15 protein-coding genes are annotated in these 17,909 nt (G+C 70.2%); 10 read left to right on the plus strand and 5 right to left on the minus strand.

Translation table 11 applies throughout. The annotated features are described in order from the left end of the window. Positions 1–58 precede the first annotated feature (58 nt). A complete protein-coding gene (gene mutM, locus ACIRD7_RS19740) occupies positions 59–919 on the plus strand; it encodes a bifunctional DNA-formamidopyrimidine glycosylase/DNA-(apurinic or apyrimidinic site) lyase (protein WP_403454720.1) in 861 nt (286 codons plus the stop codon). Here mutM and ACIRD7_RS19745 read toward each other — a convergent pair. Continuing rightward, positions 892–1,293, minus strand: coding sequence for a winged helix-turn-helix transcriptional regulator (locus ACIRD7_RS19745; RefSeq protein ID WP_403454723.1), 402 nt, complete (start codon positions 1,291–1,293; stop codon positions 892–894). The two genes, mutM and ACIRD7_RS19745, sit on opposite strands and share 28 nt — an antisense overlap. A gap of 107 nt (positions 1,294–1,400) precedes the next feature. Between ACIRD7_RS19745 and ACIRD7_RS19750 the strand changes: the two genes are divergently transcribed. Then, positions 1,401–1,991, plus strand: a complete 591-nt coding sequence (locus ACIRD7_RS19750) for a flavodoxin family protein (protein WP_403454726.1) — start codon at positions 1,401–1,403, stop codon at positions 1,989–1,991. Positions 1,992–2,069: 78 nt separating this feature from the next. On the opposite strand, the gene ACIRD7_RS19755 is transcribed toward ACIRD7_RS19750, so the two are convergent. Continuing rightward, the gene (locus tag ACIRD7_RS19755) at positions 2,070–2,867 is read right to left on the minus strand and encodes a maleylpyruvate isomerase family mycothiol-dependent enzyme (protein WP_403454728.1); all 798 of its coding nucleotides are present in this window, start codon (positions 2,865–2,867) and stop codon (positions 2,070–2,072) included. Between the two features lie 252 nt (positions 2,868–3,119). Continuing rightward, positions 3,120–4,247 carry a CAP domain-containing protein gene (locus tag ACIRD7_RS19760; RefSeq protein WP_403454731.1) on the minus strand — a complete coding sequence of 376 codons (1,128 nt, stop codon included), beginning with the start codon at positions 4,245–4,247 and terminating at the stop codon, positions 3,120–3,122. A 151-nt stretch (positions 4,248–4,398) separates the two neighbouring features. Here ACIRD7_RS19760 and ACIRD7_RS19765 point away from each other — a divergent pair, with 151 nt between their 5' ends. The 4 genes from ACIRD7_RS19765 to ACIRD7_RS19780 all read left to right on the plus strand — a co-directional run bounded on the left by ACIRD7_RS19765 (position 4,399) and on the right by ACIRD7_RS19780 (position 10,783). After that, entirely contained in the window at positions 4,399–4,680 is a 282-nt protein-coding gene (locus ACIRD7_RS19765) for an acylphosphatase (RefSeq protein WP_403454734.1), read from the plus strand. 382 nt (positions 4,681–5,062) lie between these two features. Beyond that, entirely contained in the window at positions 5,063–5,266 is a 204-nt protein-coding gene (locus tag ACIRD7_RS19770) for a hypothetical protein (protein ID WP_058922942.1), read from the plus strand. A 261-nt stretch (positions 5,267–5,527) separates the two neighbouring features. Then, positions 5,528–9,151 carry a chromosome segregation protein SMC gene (gene smc / locus ACIRD7_RS19775; RefSeq protein WP_403454737.1) on the plus strand — a complete coding sequence of 1,208 codons (3,624 nt, stop codon included), beginning with the start codon at positions 5,528–5,530 and terminating at the stop codon, positions 9,149–9,151. A 216-nt stretch (positions 9,152–9,367) separates the two neighbouring features. Then, entirely contained in the window at positions 9,368–10,783 is a 1,416-nt protein-coding gene (locus ACIRD7_RS19780; protein ID WP_403454740.1) for a sugar porter family MFS transporter, read from the plus strand. 115 nt (positions 10,784–10,898) lie between these two features. Here the strand turns inward: ACIRD7_RS19780 and ACIRD7_RS19785 are convergent, their stop codons facing one another. Further along, entirely contained in the window at positions 10,899–11,870 is a 972-nt protein-coding gene (locus ACIRD7_RS19785) for an LLM class flavin-dependent oxidoreductase (protein ID WP_403454742.1), read from the minus strand. A gap of 105 nt (positions 11,871–11,975) precedes the next feature. Here ACIRD7_RS19785 and ftsY point away from each other — a divergent pair, with 105 nt between their 5' ends. Continuing rightward, positions 11,976–13,187 (plus strand): signal recognition particle-docking protein FtsY, encoded by a 1,212-nt coding sequence (gene ftsY, locus ACIRD7_RS19790; protein ID WP_403454744.1) that lies wholly within the window; start codon positions 11,976–11,978, stop codon positions 13,185–13,187. A gap of 85 nt (positions 13,188–13,272) precedes the next feature. Here the strand turns inward: ftsY and ACIRD7_RS19795 are convergent, their stop codons facing one another. After that, a complete protein-coding gene (locus tag ACIRD7_RS19795; protein ID WP_403454747.1) occupies positions 13,273–13,929 on the minus strand; it encodes a bifunctional DNA primase/polymerase in 657 nt (218 codons plus the stop codon). A 458-nt stretch (positions 13,930–14,387) separates the two neighbouring features. Here ACIRD7_RS19795 and ACIRD7_RS19800 point away from each other — a divergent pair, with 458 nt between their 5' ends. From ACIRD7_RS19800 to ACIRD7_RS19810, 3 genes are all read left to right on the plus strand, one after another. Beyond that, positions 14,388–15,881 carry a hypothetical protein gene (locus tag ACIRD7_RS19800; RefSeq protein ID WP_403454749.1) on the plus strand — a complete coding sequence of 498 codons (1,494 nt, stop codon included), beginning with the start codon at positions 14,388–14,390 and terminating at the stop codon, positions 15,879–15,881. A 336-nt stretch (positions 15,882–16,217) separates the two neighbouring features. Then, a complete protein-coding gene (locus tag ACIRD7_RS19805; RefSeq protein ID WP_403454752.1) occupies positions 16,218–17,564 on the plus strand; it encodes an ammonium transporter in 1,347 nt (448 codons plus the stop codon). Beyond that, positions 17,561–17,899 (plus strand): P-II family nitrogen regulator, encoded by a 339-nt coding sequence (locus ACIRD7_RS19810; RefSeq protein ID WP_003997576.1) that lies wholly within the window; start codon positions 17,561–17,563, stop codon positions 17,897–17,899. The genes ACIRD7_RS19805 and ACIRD7_RS19810 overlap by 4 nt, the downstream gene beginning before the upstream one ends. The last annotated feature ends 10 nt before the right edge of the window (positions 17,900–17,909 follow it).

Consider the following 17,909-nt stretch of genomic DNA (forward strand, 5'->3'; position numbering starts at 1 on the left):
GTCCCGGCCCTGGGGCGGGCGCTCGGTCCATACCCGCAAGGTGCGTACGGGGGATCCCATGCCCGAGTTGCCCGAGGTCGAGGTCGTCCGCCGCGGTCTGGAGCGGTGGGTCGCCCATCGCACCGTCGCCGACGCCGAGGTCATGCACCCGCGTGCCGTGCGTCGGCACATCGCCGGTGCCGACGACTTCGCGCACCGGCTCAAGGGCCATCGCATCGGTGTCCCGAGCCGTCGCGGCAAGTATCTATGGCTGCCCCTGGAGGACACGAACCAGTCGGTCCTGGCCCACCTCGGCATGAGCGGGCAGCTGCTGGTGCAGCCGCACGAGGCGCCCGCCGAGAAGCATCTGCGCATCCGCGTCCGGTTCGCCGACGAGCTCGGCACGGAGCTCCGCTTCGTCGACCAACGCACCTTCGGCGGACTGTCGTTGCACGACAACACCCCCGACGGCCTGCCCGACGTCATCGCGCACATCGCGCGCGATCCGCTGGACGCGCTCTTCGACGACGAGGCGTTCCACCAGGCCCTGCGGCGCAAGCGCACGACCGTCAAACGAGCCCTGCTCGACCAGTCGTTGATCAGCGGCGTCGGCAACATCTACGCGGACGAGGCCCTTTGGCGCACCCGCCTCCACTACGACCGCCCGACCGCCACCTTCACCCGCCCGCGCAGCCTCGAACTCCTGGGCCACGTCAGGGACGTGATGAACGCCGCCCTCGCGGTCGGCGGCACGAGCTTCGACAGCCTCTACGTCAACGTCAACGGGGAGTCGGGCTACTTCGACCGATCACTGGACGCCTACGGCCGTGAAGGACTGCCGTGCAAGCGGTGCGGTACGCCGATGCGCCGACGGCCCTGGATGAACCGGTCCAGCTACTTCTGCCCGAAGTGTCAGAGGCCGCCGCGCGTGTCGTCGTAACGCCGGCGTGCGTCGAGCACGTCGTCCATCTGCCCCTCCACGAAGTGGATGAGGCTCAGCAGCCGCTCGGCGACCCCGCGTCCCAGTGGCGTCAGTTCGTAGTCCACCCGCGGCGGGTTGGTCGGCTGGGCGTCGCGGTGCACCAGGCCGTCCCGCTCCAAGGCGTGCAGCGTCTGGGACAGCATCTTCTCGCTGACGCCGTCGACCCGGCGGCGCAGCTCGTTGAAGCGCAGCGAGCCCTCGTACAGGGCGCTGAGCGTGAGCCCGCCCCAGCGGCCCGTGACGTGCTCCAGCGTGCCGCGCGAGGGGCAGGCCTTGGCGAACACGTTGTACGGGAGGTCCTGCGCCTCCGTGCGCTCCTGCGTGGTGTCCATATCTGAAGCGTACTCGAGCGCAGCGCTAACCGGCAGGTTGCACTAACTTCTGGTTAGTGCTTTCCTTTCCTCATCGCCAGTGAACTGCCTATTTCAGGAGTACCCACGTGACCACCCCTGTCGTCTCCATCGCCTACCACTCCGGCTACGGCCACACCGCCGTCATCGCCGAGGCCGTCCGCACCGGTGCCCTGGACGCCGGCGCCGAGGTACACCTGATCAAGGTGGACGAGATCACCGAGGAGCAGTGGGCGATCCTCGACGCCTCGGACGCCATCGTCTTCGGCTCGCCGACCTACATGGGCACCGCGTCCGGCGCCTTCCACGTCTTCGCGGAGGCCACCTCCAAGCGCTGGGCCGACCAGGCGTGGACGGACAAGCTGGCCGCCGGCTTCACCAACTCGGCCTCCAAGAGCGGCGACAAGCTGCACACCCTGCAGTTCTTCCAGATCCTGGCCGCCCAGCTCGGCATGCACTGGATCAACCTCGGCCTGCTGCCCGGCTGGAACCACAGCGCCGGCTCCGAGAACGACCTCAACCGCCTCGGCGTCTTCACCGGCGCCGCCGCCCAGACCAACGTCGACCAGGGCCCGGAGGCCGTCCACAAGTCCGACGTGGCGACGGCCGAGCACCTGGGGCGCCGGGTGGCCGAGACGGCGAAGGTGTTCGCCCGGGGGCGCACCGCGCTCGCCGCGTAAGCGCCGAAGCGACGAGGGGCTCCGCCGGAGGTCTTGCAGGGCGGCAACGGGGAAGGGGTGCCGAACCCCGCACCCGTCCTACTCCTCCGGCTCCCACGCGCGGAGCAGGTCGAACAAACCTGCGTCTCCCTCGAGCTGCAGGGAGTCCGCCGGGATCCGGTCGTACACGAAGAGAACCAGCTCACTGGCCGTGCCGCGAACGGAGACGCCAGGCGCGTTCGGGCCCTCGTCGGCAGCGGTGACAGACGTCGTGCCGGGCGCGGGGATACGGGTGGAGCGTGCGCCGTCGGCGTCGACCGTAAGGCGCCAGGAGCGGCCCTCGGTGGCGTGGAAGTCGAAGGCGGTGGGCTTGTGCGGCCAGGCACTCGGCGTCGCGACGCAGGTGAACAGGAACTCCTCGACACCGTCGAGTGCCACCTCATCCGGCAGCGGCTCCGGGGCACCCACAGTGACCTGGGCATCGTAGGTGTGCACCGCCATCTGCTGGAGCTGGTGCCGGGCGACGGCGCCACAGGTCTGCGGCGACTGGGAGGCACCCCACCACGTCCAGCAACCGCGATCCGGGCCGGCCTTCCGCAGTGCGTCCAGCAACTGCTCCGTGGACTCCGCCAACCATGCCGGCAGGGCCTCGCGCTCCCGAGGCGCCTCCGGGGCGCCCTCCGCTTCGGACTTGGCCGGAGCGGGCCCTGCGGCGACGGTGGCGGCCCAGGCGCGGCGCCCCTCGCCGATGTGCTCCGCCAGATCGAACAGCGTCCACTCGGGGCAGGTCGGCACCTGTACGTCGAGGCTGGGCGCGGAGGCGACCGCGGCGCGGAAGGCGCTCGACCGTTCGTCGATCAGTCGCAACAGAGCGGGGAACGTAAGTGTCGTCGTCACGTGGAGTCTCTATCACTGCGTTCCGACGATCGGACAGTGATTTTCAGAGCCGAGGCGGCGAGCACTCGCATACGTCGCCCCGTCCATCCCGGCGTCCGAGCCCCCGGCTGTCGGCGGGGTACCGGCGCGGGATCTTCGCCCACGTGTCGGCCCCAGGGCCGCCGTGGATCGCGTCTTTGGGGACGACGGATCCGCGGATGACGGCCCCGAGGCGGCGCAGAAGGGTTCCCAGGTCTCCGACCTGCGGTTGTCTCAGTAGCCGAAGTCCTGTGTCCACCACGGCCCACCCGCACCGAAGTGCACGCCGACCCCCAGGGTCGTGAAGTCGCAGTTCAGGATGTTGGCCTTGTGACCCGGGCTGTTCATCCAGGCCTCCATCACGGCGGCGGCGTCGGCCTGGCCGCGGGCTATGTTCTCGCCGCCGAGGTCGGTGATGCCCACCTTCGCGGCGCGGTCCCACGGGGAGGCGCCGGTGGGGTCGGTGTGGTCGAAGAAGCCCCGCTTGGCCATGTCCTCGCTGAAGGCCTGGGCCAGATCGGTGAGCGAGCTGTTCGCGGCGACCGCGCTGCAGCCGACCTGCGCGCGCTCCTCGTTCACGAGCCGCAGCACCTCGGCCGCGGCGGCGGCCTCCGCGGAGACCTGCACCGGGGCGCTGGTCTGCTCCTTCTCCGGCTCCTTGGTCTTCTGCGGAGCCGGGGCCTTCGTGGCCTTGCGCGAAGGAGTCTCCTTCGGCTTCTCGCTCGGCGTCGCCGACGGCTTCTTCGACGGGGCCTTCGTGGGCGCGGCCGAGGACGTCGACGGGGCCGGCGAGCTGGGCCGCTGGGCGTCGCGGCTGGTCGCGTCGTCCCGGTCGGCGCTGCCGGAGGTGCCGCCCTGCTCGGCGGGGGTGTTGGTCGGAGAGTCGGCGGCCTGGACCCGGTCGCTGCCGCTGCCGCCACCGAGCTGGTAGTTGTCGATGCCGGGCACCACGCCCGTGGCGACCGCGACCGTGCCGAGGGCCACCGCGGCGGAGACGCCGAGCAGCCCGGTCTTCACCGGTGCCGCGGCCTTCTTCTTGCGACGGCGGTGCGTGCCGGGGCGCCGGGCGCCGGAGTCGGGGGTGAAGCCCTCGCTGCGGAAGGCCGTCCCCTCGTCCGGGAAGGTCGTGGTGTCGGTGATGCGGCCGTAGCCGTCCTCCGTGGCGAAGAGGTAGGCGTCACTCCTCGCGTAGGCCTCGGCGTACGCCTCCGGGTTCAGATAGGGCGCGATGCCCCTGGGTCGGTCACTCGCGTACGAGTCCCGTGGGTCGTGGCCCTCCGTATAGGAGCCGTCCGTATGTGTGACCCCCGTGGCGCGGCCCGTGGCGGCGCGTCCGGCGGCGGAGCGTCGGTGGCGTCCCATGTCCTGGCCTTCCTCGTCCTGCGGTCTCAACGTCCTCACTGAACTCACACGATCAGGTGAGTTTCATATGAGATTCATTGGGTGGGGACGGTACCGCATGGCGCCAGAGGAGGAAGTGCCCGGAGAGACATTGGCCCGTTAGGTTGCAGTCATGAGCGAGGATGTGCGGCTGGTCGCCTGGGTGCGTGGAAGCGTCCAAGGTGTGGGTTTTCGCTGGTTCACGCGGGCCAAGGCCCTCGAGATCGGCGACCTGAGTGGTTTTGCTCTCAATTTGGCCGACGGCCGGGTCCAGGTCGTCGCGGAGGGCCCGCGAAGGGGCTGTGAGGGACTCCTGGATTGGCTCCAGGGCGACGACACGCCCGGGCGGGTGGACGGCGTCACCGAGATCTGGGACACACCCCGCGGGGGTTACGACGGCTTCGCCATCCGCTGAGCCGGTTCTGTAAAGCGGCCCAGGCACAACCGGACGGACCTGCCACCGGCAACTGCCCCGAGCAGAAATGAGCAGGTGGTTGCCAAGAACGGCTCGCGGTGGCAGGCTCCGCACTGAAGGATGATCGCCACGCCTCCAGGGGCCCGCAGGAGTCGCCGCACCGCCGCTTTCGGCCGTGTGCCCCCGGGTTTGCCCGCCAATACGGGGCGTGATCGTGTTGACCGTCAAACTTTTTGGTGAGACGCTGAAAGCCCCGCGCACCTTCGCTGTTTGGCGTGGCTGAACGGCAGTACAACTCCAGGCCTGCCAAGCAGACGCGGGTGCGAATCCCTCACGACCCACACCGCTTCGGTCGGTCACTCAGTGTGGAGGACCATCCATCATGGCAAAGGCGCTTCTCGGTTACGTCGGCGGCTCCGACCCGCGACTCCTCGCCGAGATGCGACGGCTCCAGCAGCGCGTCCAGGACCTCGAATCCGAGCTCGTACGGATTCAGGCCGAGAACGACGCGCTGACGGCTGCCGCTTCTCACGACAGGATCATGGAGAGCATCGACGCACACCAGGCGGAGCCTGCGCTCACCTGATCACTGCATCGCTCCACGACAGCATCAGCAGTGGTTGGGCGGCCCGTATCAACCCGTTGTCAACCGCTAAGTTGTCAGACGTCTGGCATGCCAGCCGTCAGAAGTTGCAAGGGACGCTTCGGCGTCCCTTCTTTCTTTCCCCCCGACTTAATGCCCCGCGCATCCTTTCACCCTCTTTAACGTCTGGTGTGCCCTGCACGTTCAGTGGTGAAACCGTGCGTTCATGGAGTGACACTTCCCCGGAAGGTAGAGTCCACCGGCGTGCACCTCAAGGCCCTGACCCTCCGAGGGTTCAAGTCGTTCGCGTCGGCGACCACGCTCCGGTTCGAGCCGGGCATCACGTGCGTCGTCGGTCCGAACGGCTCGGGCAAGTCCAACGTCGTGGACGCGCTCAGCTGGGTCATGGGCGAGCAGGGTGCCAAGTCGCTGCGCGGCGGCAAGATGGAGGACGTCATCTTCGCCGGCACCACCGGCCGCCCCCCGCTGGGCCGCGCCGAGGTGTCGCTGACCATCGACAACTCCGACGGGGCGCTCCCCATCGAATACGCCGAGGTCACCATCACGCGGATCATGTTCCGCAACGGCGGCAGCGAGTACCAGATCAACGGCGACACATGCCGCCTCCTCGACATCCAGGAACTGCTGTCCGACTCAGGCATCGGCCGCGAGATGCACGTGATCGTCGGCCAGGGCCAGCTCGACTCCGTCCTGCACGCCGACCCGATGGGCCGCCGCGCCTTCATCGAGGAGGCCGCGGGCGTCCTCAAGCACCGCAAGCGCAAGGAAAAGGCCCTGCGCAAGCTGGACGCGATGCAGGCCAAACTCGCGCGCGTGCAGGACCTGACCGACGAGCTCAGAAGACAGCTCAAGCCCCTCGGCCGCCAGGCCGCCGTCGCACGCAGGGCCGCCGTCATCCAGGCCGACCTGCGCGACGCCCGCCTGCGCCTCCTCGCCGACGACCTCGTACGGCTGCGGGAGGCGCTCCAGACCGAGGTCGCCGACGAGGCCGCGCTGAAGGAACGCAAGGAGGCCGCCGAGCAGGAGCTGAGGAAGGCGCTCCAGCGCGAGGCCCTCCTGGAGGACGAGGTACGGCAGCTCACGCCGCGCCTGCAGCGGGCCCAGCAGACCTGGTACGAGCTGTCCCAGCTGGCCGAGCGGGTGCGCGGCACGATCTCGCTGGCCGACGCGCGGGTGAAGAGCGCGACGTCCGCGCCGCCGGAGGAGCGCCGGGGCCGCGACCCCGAGGACATGGAGCGAGAGGCCGCCCGCATCCGTGAGCAGGAGGCCGAGCTGGAAGCGGCCCTGGAGGCGGCCGAGCGGGCCCTGGAGGACACGGTCGCCCACCGTGCCGAACTGGAGCGGGAGCTCACCCTCGAAGAGCGCCGCCTGAAGGACGTCGCCCGCGCCATCGCCGACCGGCGCGAGGGGCTCGCCCGGCTGAACGGCCAGGTCAACGCGGCCCGTTCGCGTGCCGCCGCCGCCCAGTCGGAGATAGAGCGTCTGGCCTCCGCGCGGGACGAGGCGCAGGAGCGGGCCTTCACCGCGCAGGAGGAGTACGAGGCGCTGAAGGCCGAGGTCGACGGCCTGGACGCCGGTGACGCGGAACTCGCCGAGCAGCACGAGGCCGCGAAGTCCCAGCTCGCGGAGGCGGAGGCCGCCCTGACGGCGGCCCGCGAGGCGGCCACGGCGGCGGAGCGCAAGCGGGCCGCGACCCAGGCCCGGCACGAAGCGCTGGCACTCGGCCTGCGGCGCAAGGACGGCACGGGCGCGCTGCTCGGCGCGAAGGACCGCCTCACGGGGCTGCTGGGTCCGGCGGCGGAGCTGCTGACGGTGACGCCGGGGTACGAGGTGGCCCTCGCGGCCGCCTTCGGGGCGGCGGCGGACGCGATCGCGGTGACATCGCCGTCGGCCGCGGCCGACGCGATCCGGTTGCTGCGCAAGCAGGACGGCGGCCGGGCGGCGCTGCTGCTGGCGGGGGCACAGGAAGACACCGGTACGGCAGCCGACCCAGGGGGCGCGGGGCCGTATCAATATGCGGCTCCGCCGCAGGGCGCGACCAGCCACGACGAGCCCGCAGACGCCAGACCACCGTACGCGGCGGATTTCGTCCGCGGCCCCTCCGAACTCATGCCCGCCGTACGCCGCCTCCTTAACGGCATCGTCGTCGTCGGCACCCTTGAGGACGCCGAAGACCTGGTCTACGCCCACCCCGACCTCACCGCCGTCACCGCCGAAGGCGATCTCCTCGGCGCCCACTTCGCACAAGGCGGTTCCGCCGGGGCACCGAGCCTCCTGGAAGTGCAGGCCTCCGTGGACGAGGCCGCCGCCCAGCTGGAGGAGCTGGCGGTGCGGTGCGAGGAACTCACCGAGGCGCAGCACGCGGCCACCGAGCGGCGTAAGGAATGCGCCGCGCTCGTGGAGGCGGTGGGGGAGCGGCGTCGGGCGGCGGACCGGGAGAAGTCGGGCGTGGCCCAGCAGCTCGGCCGGCTCGCCGGCCAGGCACGGGGCGCGGCCGGCGAGGCGGAGCGTTCCGTCGCCGCCGCCGCGCGGGCGCAGGAGTCGCTCGACAAGGCGCTGACGGAGGTCGAGGAACTCGCCGAACGCCTGGCCGTCGCCGAGGAGATGCCGGTCGAGGAGGAGCCCGACACCTCGGTACGGGACCGTCTCGCCGCCGACGGCGCCAACGCGCGGCAGACCGAGATGGAGGCTCGCCTTCAGGTCCGTACACACGAAGAACGGGTCAAGGGCCTCGCCGGGCGCGCCGACTCCCTCGACCGCGCGGCCCGAGCGGAGCGCGAGGCACGCGCGCGTGCCGAGCAGCGGCGGGCCCGGCTGCGGCACGAGGCGGCCGTCGCGGAGGCCGTCGCCTCCGGCACCCGGCAGCTGCTCGCGCACGTCGAGGTGTCCGTGGCCCGCGCGCAGGAGGAGCGCGGCGCGGCCGAGGCCGCCAAGGCCTTGCGGGAGCGGGAGCTGACCGCCGCCCGCACCGCCGGTCGCGACCTCAAGGCCGAGCTGGACAAGCTGACCGACTCCGTCCACCGGGGCGAGGTCCTCGGCGCCGAGAAGCGGATGCGGATCGAGCAGCTGGAGACCAAGGCCCTGGAGGAACTGGGCGTCGAACCGGCCGGCCTGGTCACCGAGTACGGCCCCCACCAGCTCGTGCCGCCCTCCCTGGCGGCCGAGGGCGAGCAGCTCCCCGAGGACCCCGAGCACCCGCGCAACCAGCCCAGGCCGTTCGTGCGGGCGGAGCAGGAGAAGCGGCTCAAGGCGGCCGAGCGCGCCTACCAGCAGCTCGGCAAGGTCAACCCGCTCGCCCTGGAGGAGTTCGCGGCGCTGGAGGAGCGGCACAAGTTCCTCAGCGAGCAGCTGGAGGACCTGAAGAAGACCCGGGCCGACCTCCTCCAGGTCGTCAAGGAGGTCGACGAGCGCGTCGAGCAGGTCTTCACCGAGGCCTACCGGGACACCGCCCGGGAGTTCGAGGGCGTCTTCAGCCGGCTCTTCCCCGGTGGTGAGGGGCGGCTCATCCTGACCGACCCCGACAACATGCTCACCACCGGCGTCGACGTCGAGGCGCGACCGCCGGGCAAGAAGGTCAAGCGGCTGAGCCTGCTCTCGGGTGGTGAGCGCTCACTCACCGCAGTGGCGATGCTCGTGTCGATCTTCAAGGCCCGGCCGAGCCCGTTCTACGTCATGGACGAGGTCGAGGCCGCCCTCGACGACACCAACCTCCAGCGGCTGATCCGCATCATGCAGGAGCTGCAGGAGGCCTCGCAGCTGATCGTGATCACGCACCAGAAGCGCACGATGGAGGTCGCCGACGCGCTGTACGGCGTCTCCATGCAGGGCGACGGCGTGTCCAAGGTCATCAGCCAGCGGCTTCGCTAGGGCCCGGTCGCTCACGGAGCCTGGCTTCACTTCTTCACCATCACTTCAAGAAGTGAACACTCTCCACTCAACTGCGTCTCCAAAGTCACAGCAGTAGGCCTATTGACTTCGGAACTTGAAGGCATAGGGTCTCCAACGTTGCTTTTAACTTCAGGTATCACTGCCTGAAGCGGCTGACCCCCACCCGGCAGCGTTGCCGGGGCCCGAGGAGTACACGTGACCAGCACAGCGCAGGCATCCACGCCAGGAGCAAGGACGGCTCATCCCGAACATCTCGGGCACGTCGTCTTCATCACCGCGGCGGCCGCAATGGGCGGCTTCCTGTTCGGTTACGACAGCTCCGTCATCAACGGCGCCAACGGCGGCATCCAGGCCCGCTTCGACCTCAGCTCCGGCGTCACCGGCACGGTCGCCGCCAGCGCCCTGCTCGGCAGCGCCCTCGGCGCCGCGATCGCCGGCCGCATAGCCGACCGCATCGGCCGCATCCGCGTCATGCAGATCGCGGCGGTGCTGTTCGCCGTGAGCGCCGTCGGTTCCGGACTGCCGTTCGCCGCCTGGGACCTCGCCGCCTGGCGTGTCCTCGGTGGTATCGCCATCGGTATGGCCTCGGTCATCGGCCCGGCCTACATCGCCGAAGTCGCCCCGCCCGCCTACCGAGGCAGGCTCGCCTCCTTCCAGCAGGCCGCCATCGTCATCGGCATCGCCGTGTCGCAGCTGGTCAACTGGGCCATCCTGAACATGGCCGACGGCGAGGAACGCGGGACGATCGCGGGCCTGGAGGCCTGGCAGTGGATGCTCGGCGTGATGCTTTTGCCCGCCGTCATCTACGGGCTGCTGTCCTTCGCCATCCCCGAGTCCCCGCGCTACCTGATCAGCGTCGGCCGCATCGCCGACGCGAAGAAGGTCCTCGCCGACGTCGAGGGCGACGGTGACCTGGACGGCCGGGTCAGCGAGATCGAGCAGGCCATGAAGAGCGACCACAAGTCGACGTTCAAGGATCTGCTGGGCGGCCGCTTCGGCCTCCTGCCGATCGTCTGGATCGGTATCGGCCTGTCCGTCTTCCAGCAGCTGGTCGGCATCAACGTCATCTTCTACTACTCGAACCTGCTGTGGCAGTCGGTGGGCGTCGACCCGTCGAGCTCGTTCTTCTACTCGTTCGAGACCTCGATCATCAACATCATCGGCACCGTGATCGCGATGATCTTCGTCGACCGCATCGGCCGCAAGCCGCTCGCCCTCATCGGCTCCGTGGGCATGGGCATCTCGCTCGCCGCGGCCGCCTGGGCGTTCTCCTTCCAGCACGGCAACGACCCGCTGCCGACCGCGCAGGGCTACGTCGCGCTGATCGCCGCCAACGCCTTCGTGCTCTTCTTCGCGATGTCCTGGGGCGTGGTCGTCTGGGTCATGCTCGGCGAGGTCTTCCCGAACAAGATCCGCGCCGCCGCCCTGGGCGTGGCCGCCTCGGCCCAGTGGATCGCCAACTGGCTGATCACGATCACCTTCCCGGACCTGGCGGACTGGAACCTGTCGCTCACCTACGTCGCGTACGCGGTGTTCGCCTTCCTCTCCATCCCGTTCATCCTCAAGTTCGTGCCCGAGACCAAGGGCAAGAAGCTGGAGGAGATGGGCTGACCGCCCCCGACTCGGGGAGAAGGGCCAAGTCCCCGCTGCCCCTCTCCCCGTAATCCCGCCGCCGCCCCGGCTCGGCCACTGCCCGAGCCGGGGCGGCGGTGTCGTGTACGACGGGTCAGGCGTCGAGCGCCGGCAGCACCCGCTCGCAGAAGAGCCGCAGGCTCCGCCACCCCTCCTCCAGGGGCATCCCGCCCGACAGCGGATGCAGCACGTAGTTGTCGAACCCCAGCGCCGCGCACTGCTCCGGCGTCACGATCCGGTAGACGCCCTCGGCGCGCAGTTCCTCCACCGTCGTGGCCCCCGACTTCACCGCCGAGCGGATGTCCCCGGACTGCCAGGAGGCGTACGTCCGTGCCTCGTGCAGGAAGTGACCGCCGTACCGCGCCCACGCCCGGTCGGGGTCCTCGGCGATGTGCAGCAGCGGTGTCTCGGCCGCGGGCATCATGGTCCAGCCCTCGGTGCCGTACTCGACCAGCCGCTCCTTGTAGTACGCCTCCAGTTCCGGCAGGTGCGCGCTCGGGAAGAACGGCAGGCCGAGCCGGGCGGCCCGGCGGGCGGCGGCCTTCGAGGAACCGCCGACCAGGAGCAGGGGGTGCGGGTCGGTGTACGGGCGCGGGGTGATCCGTACCGTACGGCCGCGGTACTCGAACTCCTCGCCGGTCCACGCCTTCAGCAGCGTCTCCAGCAGTTCGTCCTGGAGGCGCCCGCGCCGCTTCCACTCCACGTCGAAGATCTCGTACTCCTCGGGCCGGTACCCGATCCCGGCGACCGTCACCAGCCGGCCGCCGCTCAGCAGATCCAGTACGGCGATCTCCTCGGCGAGCCGCAGCGGGTCGTGCAGCGGGCCGATGATCGCCGAGACGGTGACCGCGAGGCGCCGTGTCGCGCCGAAGACCGCCGCCGCGAAGGCGAACGGCGAGGGCAGCCAGTTGTTGTCGGCGCCGTGGTGCTCCTCGGTCTGCACGGTGGTGATGCCGTGCTCGTCGGCGTACGCGGCCATCTCCAGGGCCGCCCGGTAGCGGGCGGTGAGCGAGGCGGGGGTCGCGTCGGGCTCGACGAGGTTGAAGCGTACGACCGTGACGGGCATGGGGGTCCCCCTTCACCGGGCGGGTGTGGAGGTGGACGTTAGCTGACGGTGTGTCAGACATCCATAGGGGTGTCGCGGGACTCCATGGCTGATACTGGACGGGTTATGGACATCGTCATCCTTGCTGTAGTCATCGCCGTGGTGGTGCTCGCCGCGCTCGGCGGGCTCCTCGTCGGCACGCGGCGCAGGAAGCAGCCGCCCCCGCCGCCGCCCGCCGCCCCCGACATCACCGCCCCACCGGCCGAGCCGCACGTCGGCGACGAGGCCGAGACACCGCGCGACGAAGAGCGCCGGACCATAGAGGAGGTGGACCTTCCCGACGGCTCGACCGGGGTCGCCGTCGAGGAACCGCCCGTCGTCGAGGAGCTCCCGCCGACCGCGATCGAGGTCCCGGAGCCCACCGCGGGCCGCCTGATCCGCCTGCGCGCCCGGCTCTCCCGCTCGCAGACCGCCCTCGGCAAGGGGCTGCTCACGCTCCTGTCGCGCGAGCACCTCGACGAGGACACCTGGGAGGAGATCGAGGACACCCTGCTCACCGCCGATGTCGGCGTCCAGCCCACCCAGGAACTGGTGGACGGACTGCGCGAGCGCGTCCGGGTCCTCGGCACCCGCACCCCCGAGGAGCTGCGCGGCCTGCTGCGCGAGGAGCTGCTCAAGCTGGTCGGCCCCGACATGGACCGGGTGGTCAAGACCGAGCCCGAGACCAGCAAGCCCGGCATCGTGATGGTCGTCGGCGTCAACGGCACCGGCAAGACCACCACCACCGGCAAGCTCGCCCGCGTCCTCGTGGCCGACGGCCGCAGCGTGGTCCTGGGTGCCGCCGACACCTTCCGGGCCGCCGCCGCCGACCAGCTCCAGACCTGGGGCGAGCGCGTCGGCGCCTACACCGTGCGCGGGCCGGAGGGCGGCGACCCCGCCTCCGTCGCGTTCGACGCGGTGAAGGAGGGCAAGGAGATGGGCACCGACGTGGTGCTCATCGACACCGCCGGGCGCCTGCACACCAAGACCGGCCTCATGGACGAGCTCGGCAAGGTCAAGCGGGTCGTCGAGAAGCACGCGCCGCTGGACGAGGTGCTGCTGGTGCTGGACGCCACCACCGGGCAGAACGGCCTCGTGCAGGCCCGTGTCTTCGCCGAGGTCGTCGACATCACCGGCATCGTGCTCACCAAGCTGGACGGCACCGCCAAGGGCGGCATCGTCATCGCGGTGCAGCGCGAGCTGGGTGTGCCGGTGAAGCTGATCGGGCTGGGCGAGGGCGCCGACGACCTGGCGCCGTTCGAGCCGGAGGCGTTCGTTGACGCCCTTATCGGAGAGTGACACCGGCTACCGACTTCGGTACGTGGTGCAAGAAGCGCCCGCCTCCCAAGGTGCAGTCAGGGGGCGGGCGCTTCGCCGTGTACGTCTATGCGCGCGACCTGTGCGCGACGTAGGCCAGCGTGCCCAGCAGCAGCCTCGCCGCCGGCGGCTTCGTCGCCGTGTCCAGCGCCGGGGGCCGCAGCCAGCGCACCGGGCCCAGGCCGCCACGGTCGGACGGCGGGGCCGTGATGTGCGCCCCGGGGCCCAGGCCGCGCAGGTCGAGGTGGGTGGGGTCGTCCCAGCCCATGCGGTAGAGGAGCTCGGGGAGCTCGGCGGCGGCGCCGGGGGCGACGAAGAAGTGCGCGCGGCCGTCGGGTGTGGCGGTGACCGGGCCGAGGGGGAGGCCCATGCGTTCGAGCCGGGTCAGCGCGCGGCGTCCGGCGGGCTCGGCCACCTCGATCACGTCGAACGCCCGGCCCACCGGCAGCATCACCGACGCGCCCGGGTACTCCGACCACGCCTTGGTCACCTCGTCGAGCGTGGCCCCGGCCGGGACCTCGGGCGCGAAGTGGAGGGGGTGTGCGCCGGGCGCGGAGCAGTCGGAGCGGCCGCACGAACAGGTGCCCGCCGCGGCGCGCGCTCCGGGCACCGCGTCCCAGCCCCAGAGCCCGGTGAACTCGGCGACGGCGGTGCACTCCGAGGTGCGGCCGCGTCGCCGCGAGCCGGATCGGATCTCCCGAATGCCGCCGATCGTGAAGCCCATGCCCCCTCCAACGGTCCAACGCGCCGGTGGTTACGACGTGAAAGCGGATCGTGACTCTGTGTGCTTCCGGACGGTTCGTGTACCCCCTCGTGCCGCCTGGTCCACGCGGCGCTTGGAGGTATCCCGGGTTGTGGGCTGGGCGACACGCGCCCCTGAGTGCTTCCCTCCGCCCACTTCCGGCCGTCCTATGTCAAGTGAATCGCGGGAAGGCCACGGTGAGTTCATTCGAAGGGGTGGCGAATGGTGGCGATTCCTGGATCGCCATGGCTGGAGGCGTGATCGTAGGATTACTGTGAGTGCACACAGCTTCGGGGCACATGCGCTCGTGGGTATGCCGGGGGCAAGTCGACTTTCCGTTCGAAGGGTGACAACTGCCGGACGGGAGACCGTATTTACCGGCATTCTGATAGGGCTTGGCGCACTCGGTGACAAGTGGTCCAAGGGATGGGGGCGTTCCAGTGAGCGGCAACGGCGGAGGCGGTACGAGTGCCGGTAGCGCATCGCACGCTGACAAGCGCCCCAACGAGCTGCTCACGTCCTGGTTCGTGCGCAGCGGCTGGTCGAAGGGCGAGCTCGCCCGCCAAGTCAACCGCCGCGCACGCCAGTTGGGCGCCAACCACATCTCCACCGACACCTCCCGCGTACGCCGCTGGCTGGACGGCGAGAACCCCCGTGAGCCGATCCCGAGGATCCTGTCCGAGCTGTTCTCCGAGCGCTTCGGCTGTGTCGTCTCGGTCGAGGACCTCGGCCTGCGCGCCGCCCGTCAGTCACCCTCCGTGTCCGGCGTCGACCTGCCCTGGACCGGCCCGCAGACGGTGGCCCTGCTCAGCGAGTTCTCGCGCAGTGACCTGATGCTGGCGCGGCGCGGCTTCCTCGGGAGCTCGCTGGCCCTGTCCGCGGGCCCGGCGCTCATCGAGCCGATGCAGCGCTGGCTGGTCCCCACCCCGGCCGCCCCGCTCGAGGAGCCCCGGACCGTGCCGTCCTCCCGCGCGCGCGGCCGGCTGTCCAAGCCCGAGCTGGACCTGCTGGAGTCCACGACCGTCATGTTCCGGCAGTGGGACGCCCAGTGCGGCGGCGGCCTGCGCCGCAAGGCGGTCGTGGGCCAGCTGCACGAGGTCACCGACCTGCTCCAGGAGCCCCACCCCGAGGCCACCACCCGCAAGCTGTTCAAGGTCGCGGCCGAGCTCGCCGAGCTGGCCGGGTGGATGTCGTACGACGTCGGGCTCCAGCCCACCGCGCAGAAGTACTTCGTCCTCGCCCTGCACGCCGCCAAGGAGGCCGGTGACCGGCCGCTCGGCTCCTACGTCCTGTCCAGCATGAGCCGCCAGATGATCCACCTGGGCCGGCCCGACGACGCCCTGGAGCTGATCCACCTCGCGCAGTACGGCAGCCGGGACTGCGCGAGTCCGCGCACCCAGTCCATGCTGTATGCGATGGAGGCCCGCGCGTACGCCAACATGGGCCAGCCCGGCAAGTGCAAGCGGGCGGTGCGGATGGCCGAGGACACCTTCTCCGAGGCCGACGAGTGGGACGAGCCGGACCCCGACTGGATCCGCTTCTTCTCCGAGGCCGAGCTCTACGGAGAGAACAGCCACTCCTTCCGCGACCTCGCCTATGTCGCCGGCCGCAGCCCGACGTACGCCTCGCTGGCCGAACCGCTGATGCAGCAGGCGGTCGACCTGTTCGCGAAGGACAGCGAGCACCAGCGGTCGTACGCGCTGAATCTGATCGGTGTGGCCACGGTCCATCTGCTGCGGCGTGAGCCCGAGCAGAGCGCGGTCTACGCCGAGCAGGCCATGGCGGTCGCCAAGAAGGTGCGCTCCGAGCGCGTCAACACTCGTATTCGAAAGACGGTCGACACGGCCGTACGCGACTTCGGTGATCTCGCCGAGGTCGTGGACCTGACGGACAAGCTCGCCGTCGAGCTGCCCGAGACCGCGGAGGCGGTCTGAGCCCCGCGTCCCACCGCAGGGCAACCCCTGAACCCCGGCCGCGGCCGGTCCTCCCGAACTGCCCGACTCGGCTCCCCCATGCCAGGTCATCGGAAGGCCGACCGCGGTCGGCTTTTTTCCCTTCCATGAAGGTTGCGCCACGATAACGATCGGGCAGCCGAACATCCGGCAGTTCATCGACGCGTAACACGCAGGGCGCCTTCGTCACGGCGGCGAAACAACGAGGGGCTTCCACCGAAACGGCGCTGCGCCAATCTCTTGGCGCATAACCGGCCCACCCCTCAATCCGCTCAGGCTTCGCCCGCACGGGGCCGTACCAATGACGAGGAGACGCCGATGGCATCAGCCGCCATCACGCTTGCGGCGGACGCACCCACGCTGTCGTCCGCCAACACAGGCTTCATGCTCATCTGTTCCGCCCTGGTGATGCTCATGACACCGGGCCTGGCCTTCTTCTACGGAGGCATGGTCCGCGTCAAGAGCACCCTGAACATGCTGATGATGAGCTTCATCAGCCTGGGAATCGTCACCATCCTGTGGGTGCTGTACGGCTTCTCCATGGCGTTCGGCACCGACTCCGGCAGCCTCATCGGCTGGAACTCGGACTGGGTGGGCCTCAGCAACATCGGACTCACGGAGCTGTGGGACGGCTACACCATCCCGATCTTCGTGTTCATGGTGTTCCAGCTGATGTTCGCGATCATCACGCCCGCCCTGATCAGCGGTGCTCTCGCCGACCGCGTGAAGTTCACCGCGTGGGCGCTCTTCGTCGCCCTGTGGGCCACGGTCGTCTACTTCCCGGTCGCGCACTGGGTCTGGGGCGCCGGCGGCTGGGCCTTCGAGCTCGGTGTGATCGACTTCGCCGGTGGTACGGCGGTCCACATCAACGCCGGTGCCGCGGCGCTCGGCGTGATCCTCGTCATCGGCAAGCGCGTCGGCTTCAAGAAGGACCCGATGCGCCCGCACAGCCTCCCGCTGGTCATGCTCGGCGCCGGTCTGCTGTGGTTCGGCTGGTTCGGCTTCAACGCCGGCTCGTGGCTCGGCAACGACGACGGCGTCGGCGCGCTGATGTTCGTCAACACGCAGGTCGCCACCGCCGCCGCCATGCTGGCCTGGCTCATCTACGAGAAGATCCGCCACGGCGCGTTCACCACGCTGGGCGCCGCCTCCGGCGCGGTCGCCGGTCTGGTCGCCATCACCCCGTCCGGTGGCGCGGTCTCCCCGCTCGGCGCGATCGCCGTCGGTGCCATCGCCGGTCTGCTGTGCGCCATGGCCGTGGGCCTGAAGTACAAGCTCGGCTACGACGACTCGCTCGACGTCGTCGGCGTCCACCTGGTCGGCGGTGTCGTCGGCTCCCTGCTCATCGGCTTCTTCGCCACCGGCAAGGGCCAGTCCGATGTCGCGGGTCTCTTCTACGGCGGCGGCATGACCCAGTTCTGGAAGCAGTGCGCCGGTGTCTTCGCGGTCCTGGCCTACTCGCTGGTCGTCTCCGCGCTCCTCGCCTTCATCCTCGACAAGACCATCGGTATGCGGGTCCCCGAGGACGACGAGGTCGCCGGCATCGACCAAGCCGAGCACGCCGAGACCGCATACGACTTCAGCGGCGCCGGTGGCGGTGCCGCCCGGACCGCCGCAGCCCCCGCCCCGGTCGGCGCGGCCTCGAGCAAGAAGGTGGACGCATGAAGCTCATCACCGCAGTCGTCAAGCCCCACCGGCTCGACGAGATCAAGGAAGCCCTCCAGGCCTTCGGGGTCCACGGTCTGACCGTCACCGAGGCGAGCGGCTACGGTCGTCAGCGGGGCCACACCGAGGTCTACCGCGGTGCCGAGTACACCGTCGACCTGGTCCCGAAGATCCGCATCGAGGTCCTGGCCGAGGACGACGACGCCGAGCAGCTGATCGACGTCATCGTCAAGGCCGCCCGCACCGGCAAGATCGGTGACGGCAAGGTCTGGTCCCTGCCGGTCGAGACGGCCGTACGGGTGCGGACCGGCGAGCGCGGGCCCGACGCGCTCTGACGCAGGGCAA

It is taken from the genome of Streptomyces sp. NPDC093568 (genome assembly GCF_044764945.1).
GTDB lineage: Bacteria > Actinomycetota > Actinomycetes > Streptomycetales > Streptomycetaceae > Streptomyces.

What these genes read in the sequence shown, in the direction of transcription:
- mutM (WP_403454720.1), top strand. Translation starts at nt 59, where the DNA reads ATGCCCGAGTTGCCCGAGGTCGAGGTCGTCCGCCGCGGTCTGGAGCGG.
- ACIRD7_RS19745 (WP_403454723.1), bottom strand. Translation starts at nt 1,293, where the DNA reads ATGGACACCACGCAGGAGCGCACGGAGGCGCAGGACCTCCCGTACAAC.
- ACIRD7_RS19760 (WP_403454731.1), bottom strand. Translation starts at nt 4,247, where the DNA reads ATGGGACGCCACCGACGCTCCGCCGCCGGACGCGCCGCCACGGGCCGC.
- ACIRD7_RS19765 (WP_403454734.1), top strand. Translation starts at nt 4,399, where the DNA reads ATGAGCGAGGATGTGCGGCTGGTCGCCTGGGTGCGTGGAAGCGTCCAA.
- ACIRD7_RS19770 (WP_058922942.1), top strand. Translation starts at nt 5,063, where the DNA reads ATGGCAAAGGCGCTTCTCGGTTACGTCGGCGGCTCCGACCCGCGACTC.
- ACIRD7_RS19785 (WP_403454742.1), bottom strand. Translation starts at nt 11,870, where the DNA reads ATGCCCGTCACGGTCGTACGCTTCAACCTCGTCGAGCCCGACGCGACC.
- ftsY (WP_403454744.1), top strand. Translation starts at nt 11,976, where the DNA reads ATGGACATCGTCATCCTTGCTGTAGTCATCGCCGTGGTGGTGCTCGCC.
- ACIRD7_RS19795 (WP_403454747.1), bottom strand. Translation starts at nt 13,929, where the DNA reads ATGGGCTTCACGATCGGCGGCATTCGGGAGATCCGATCCGGCTCGCGG.
- ACIRD7_RS19805 (WP_403454752.1), top strand. Translation starts at nt 16,218, where the DNA reads ATGGCATCAGCCGCCATCACGCTTGCGGCGGACGCACCCACGCTGTCG.
- ACIRD7_RS19810 (WP_003997576.1), top strand. Translation starts at nt 17,561, where the DNA reads ATGAAGCTCATCACCGCAGTCGTCAAGCCCCACCGGCTCGACGAGATC.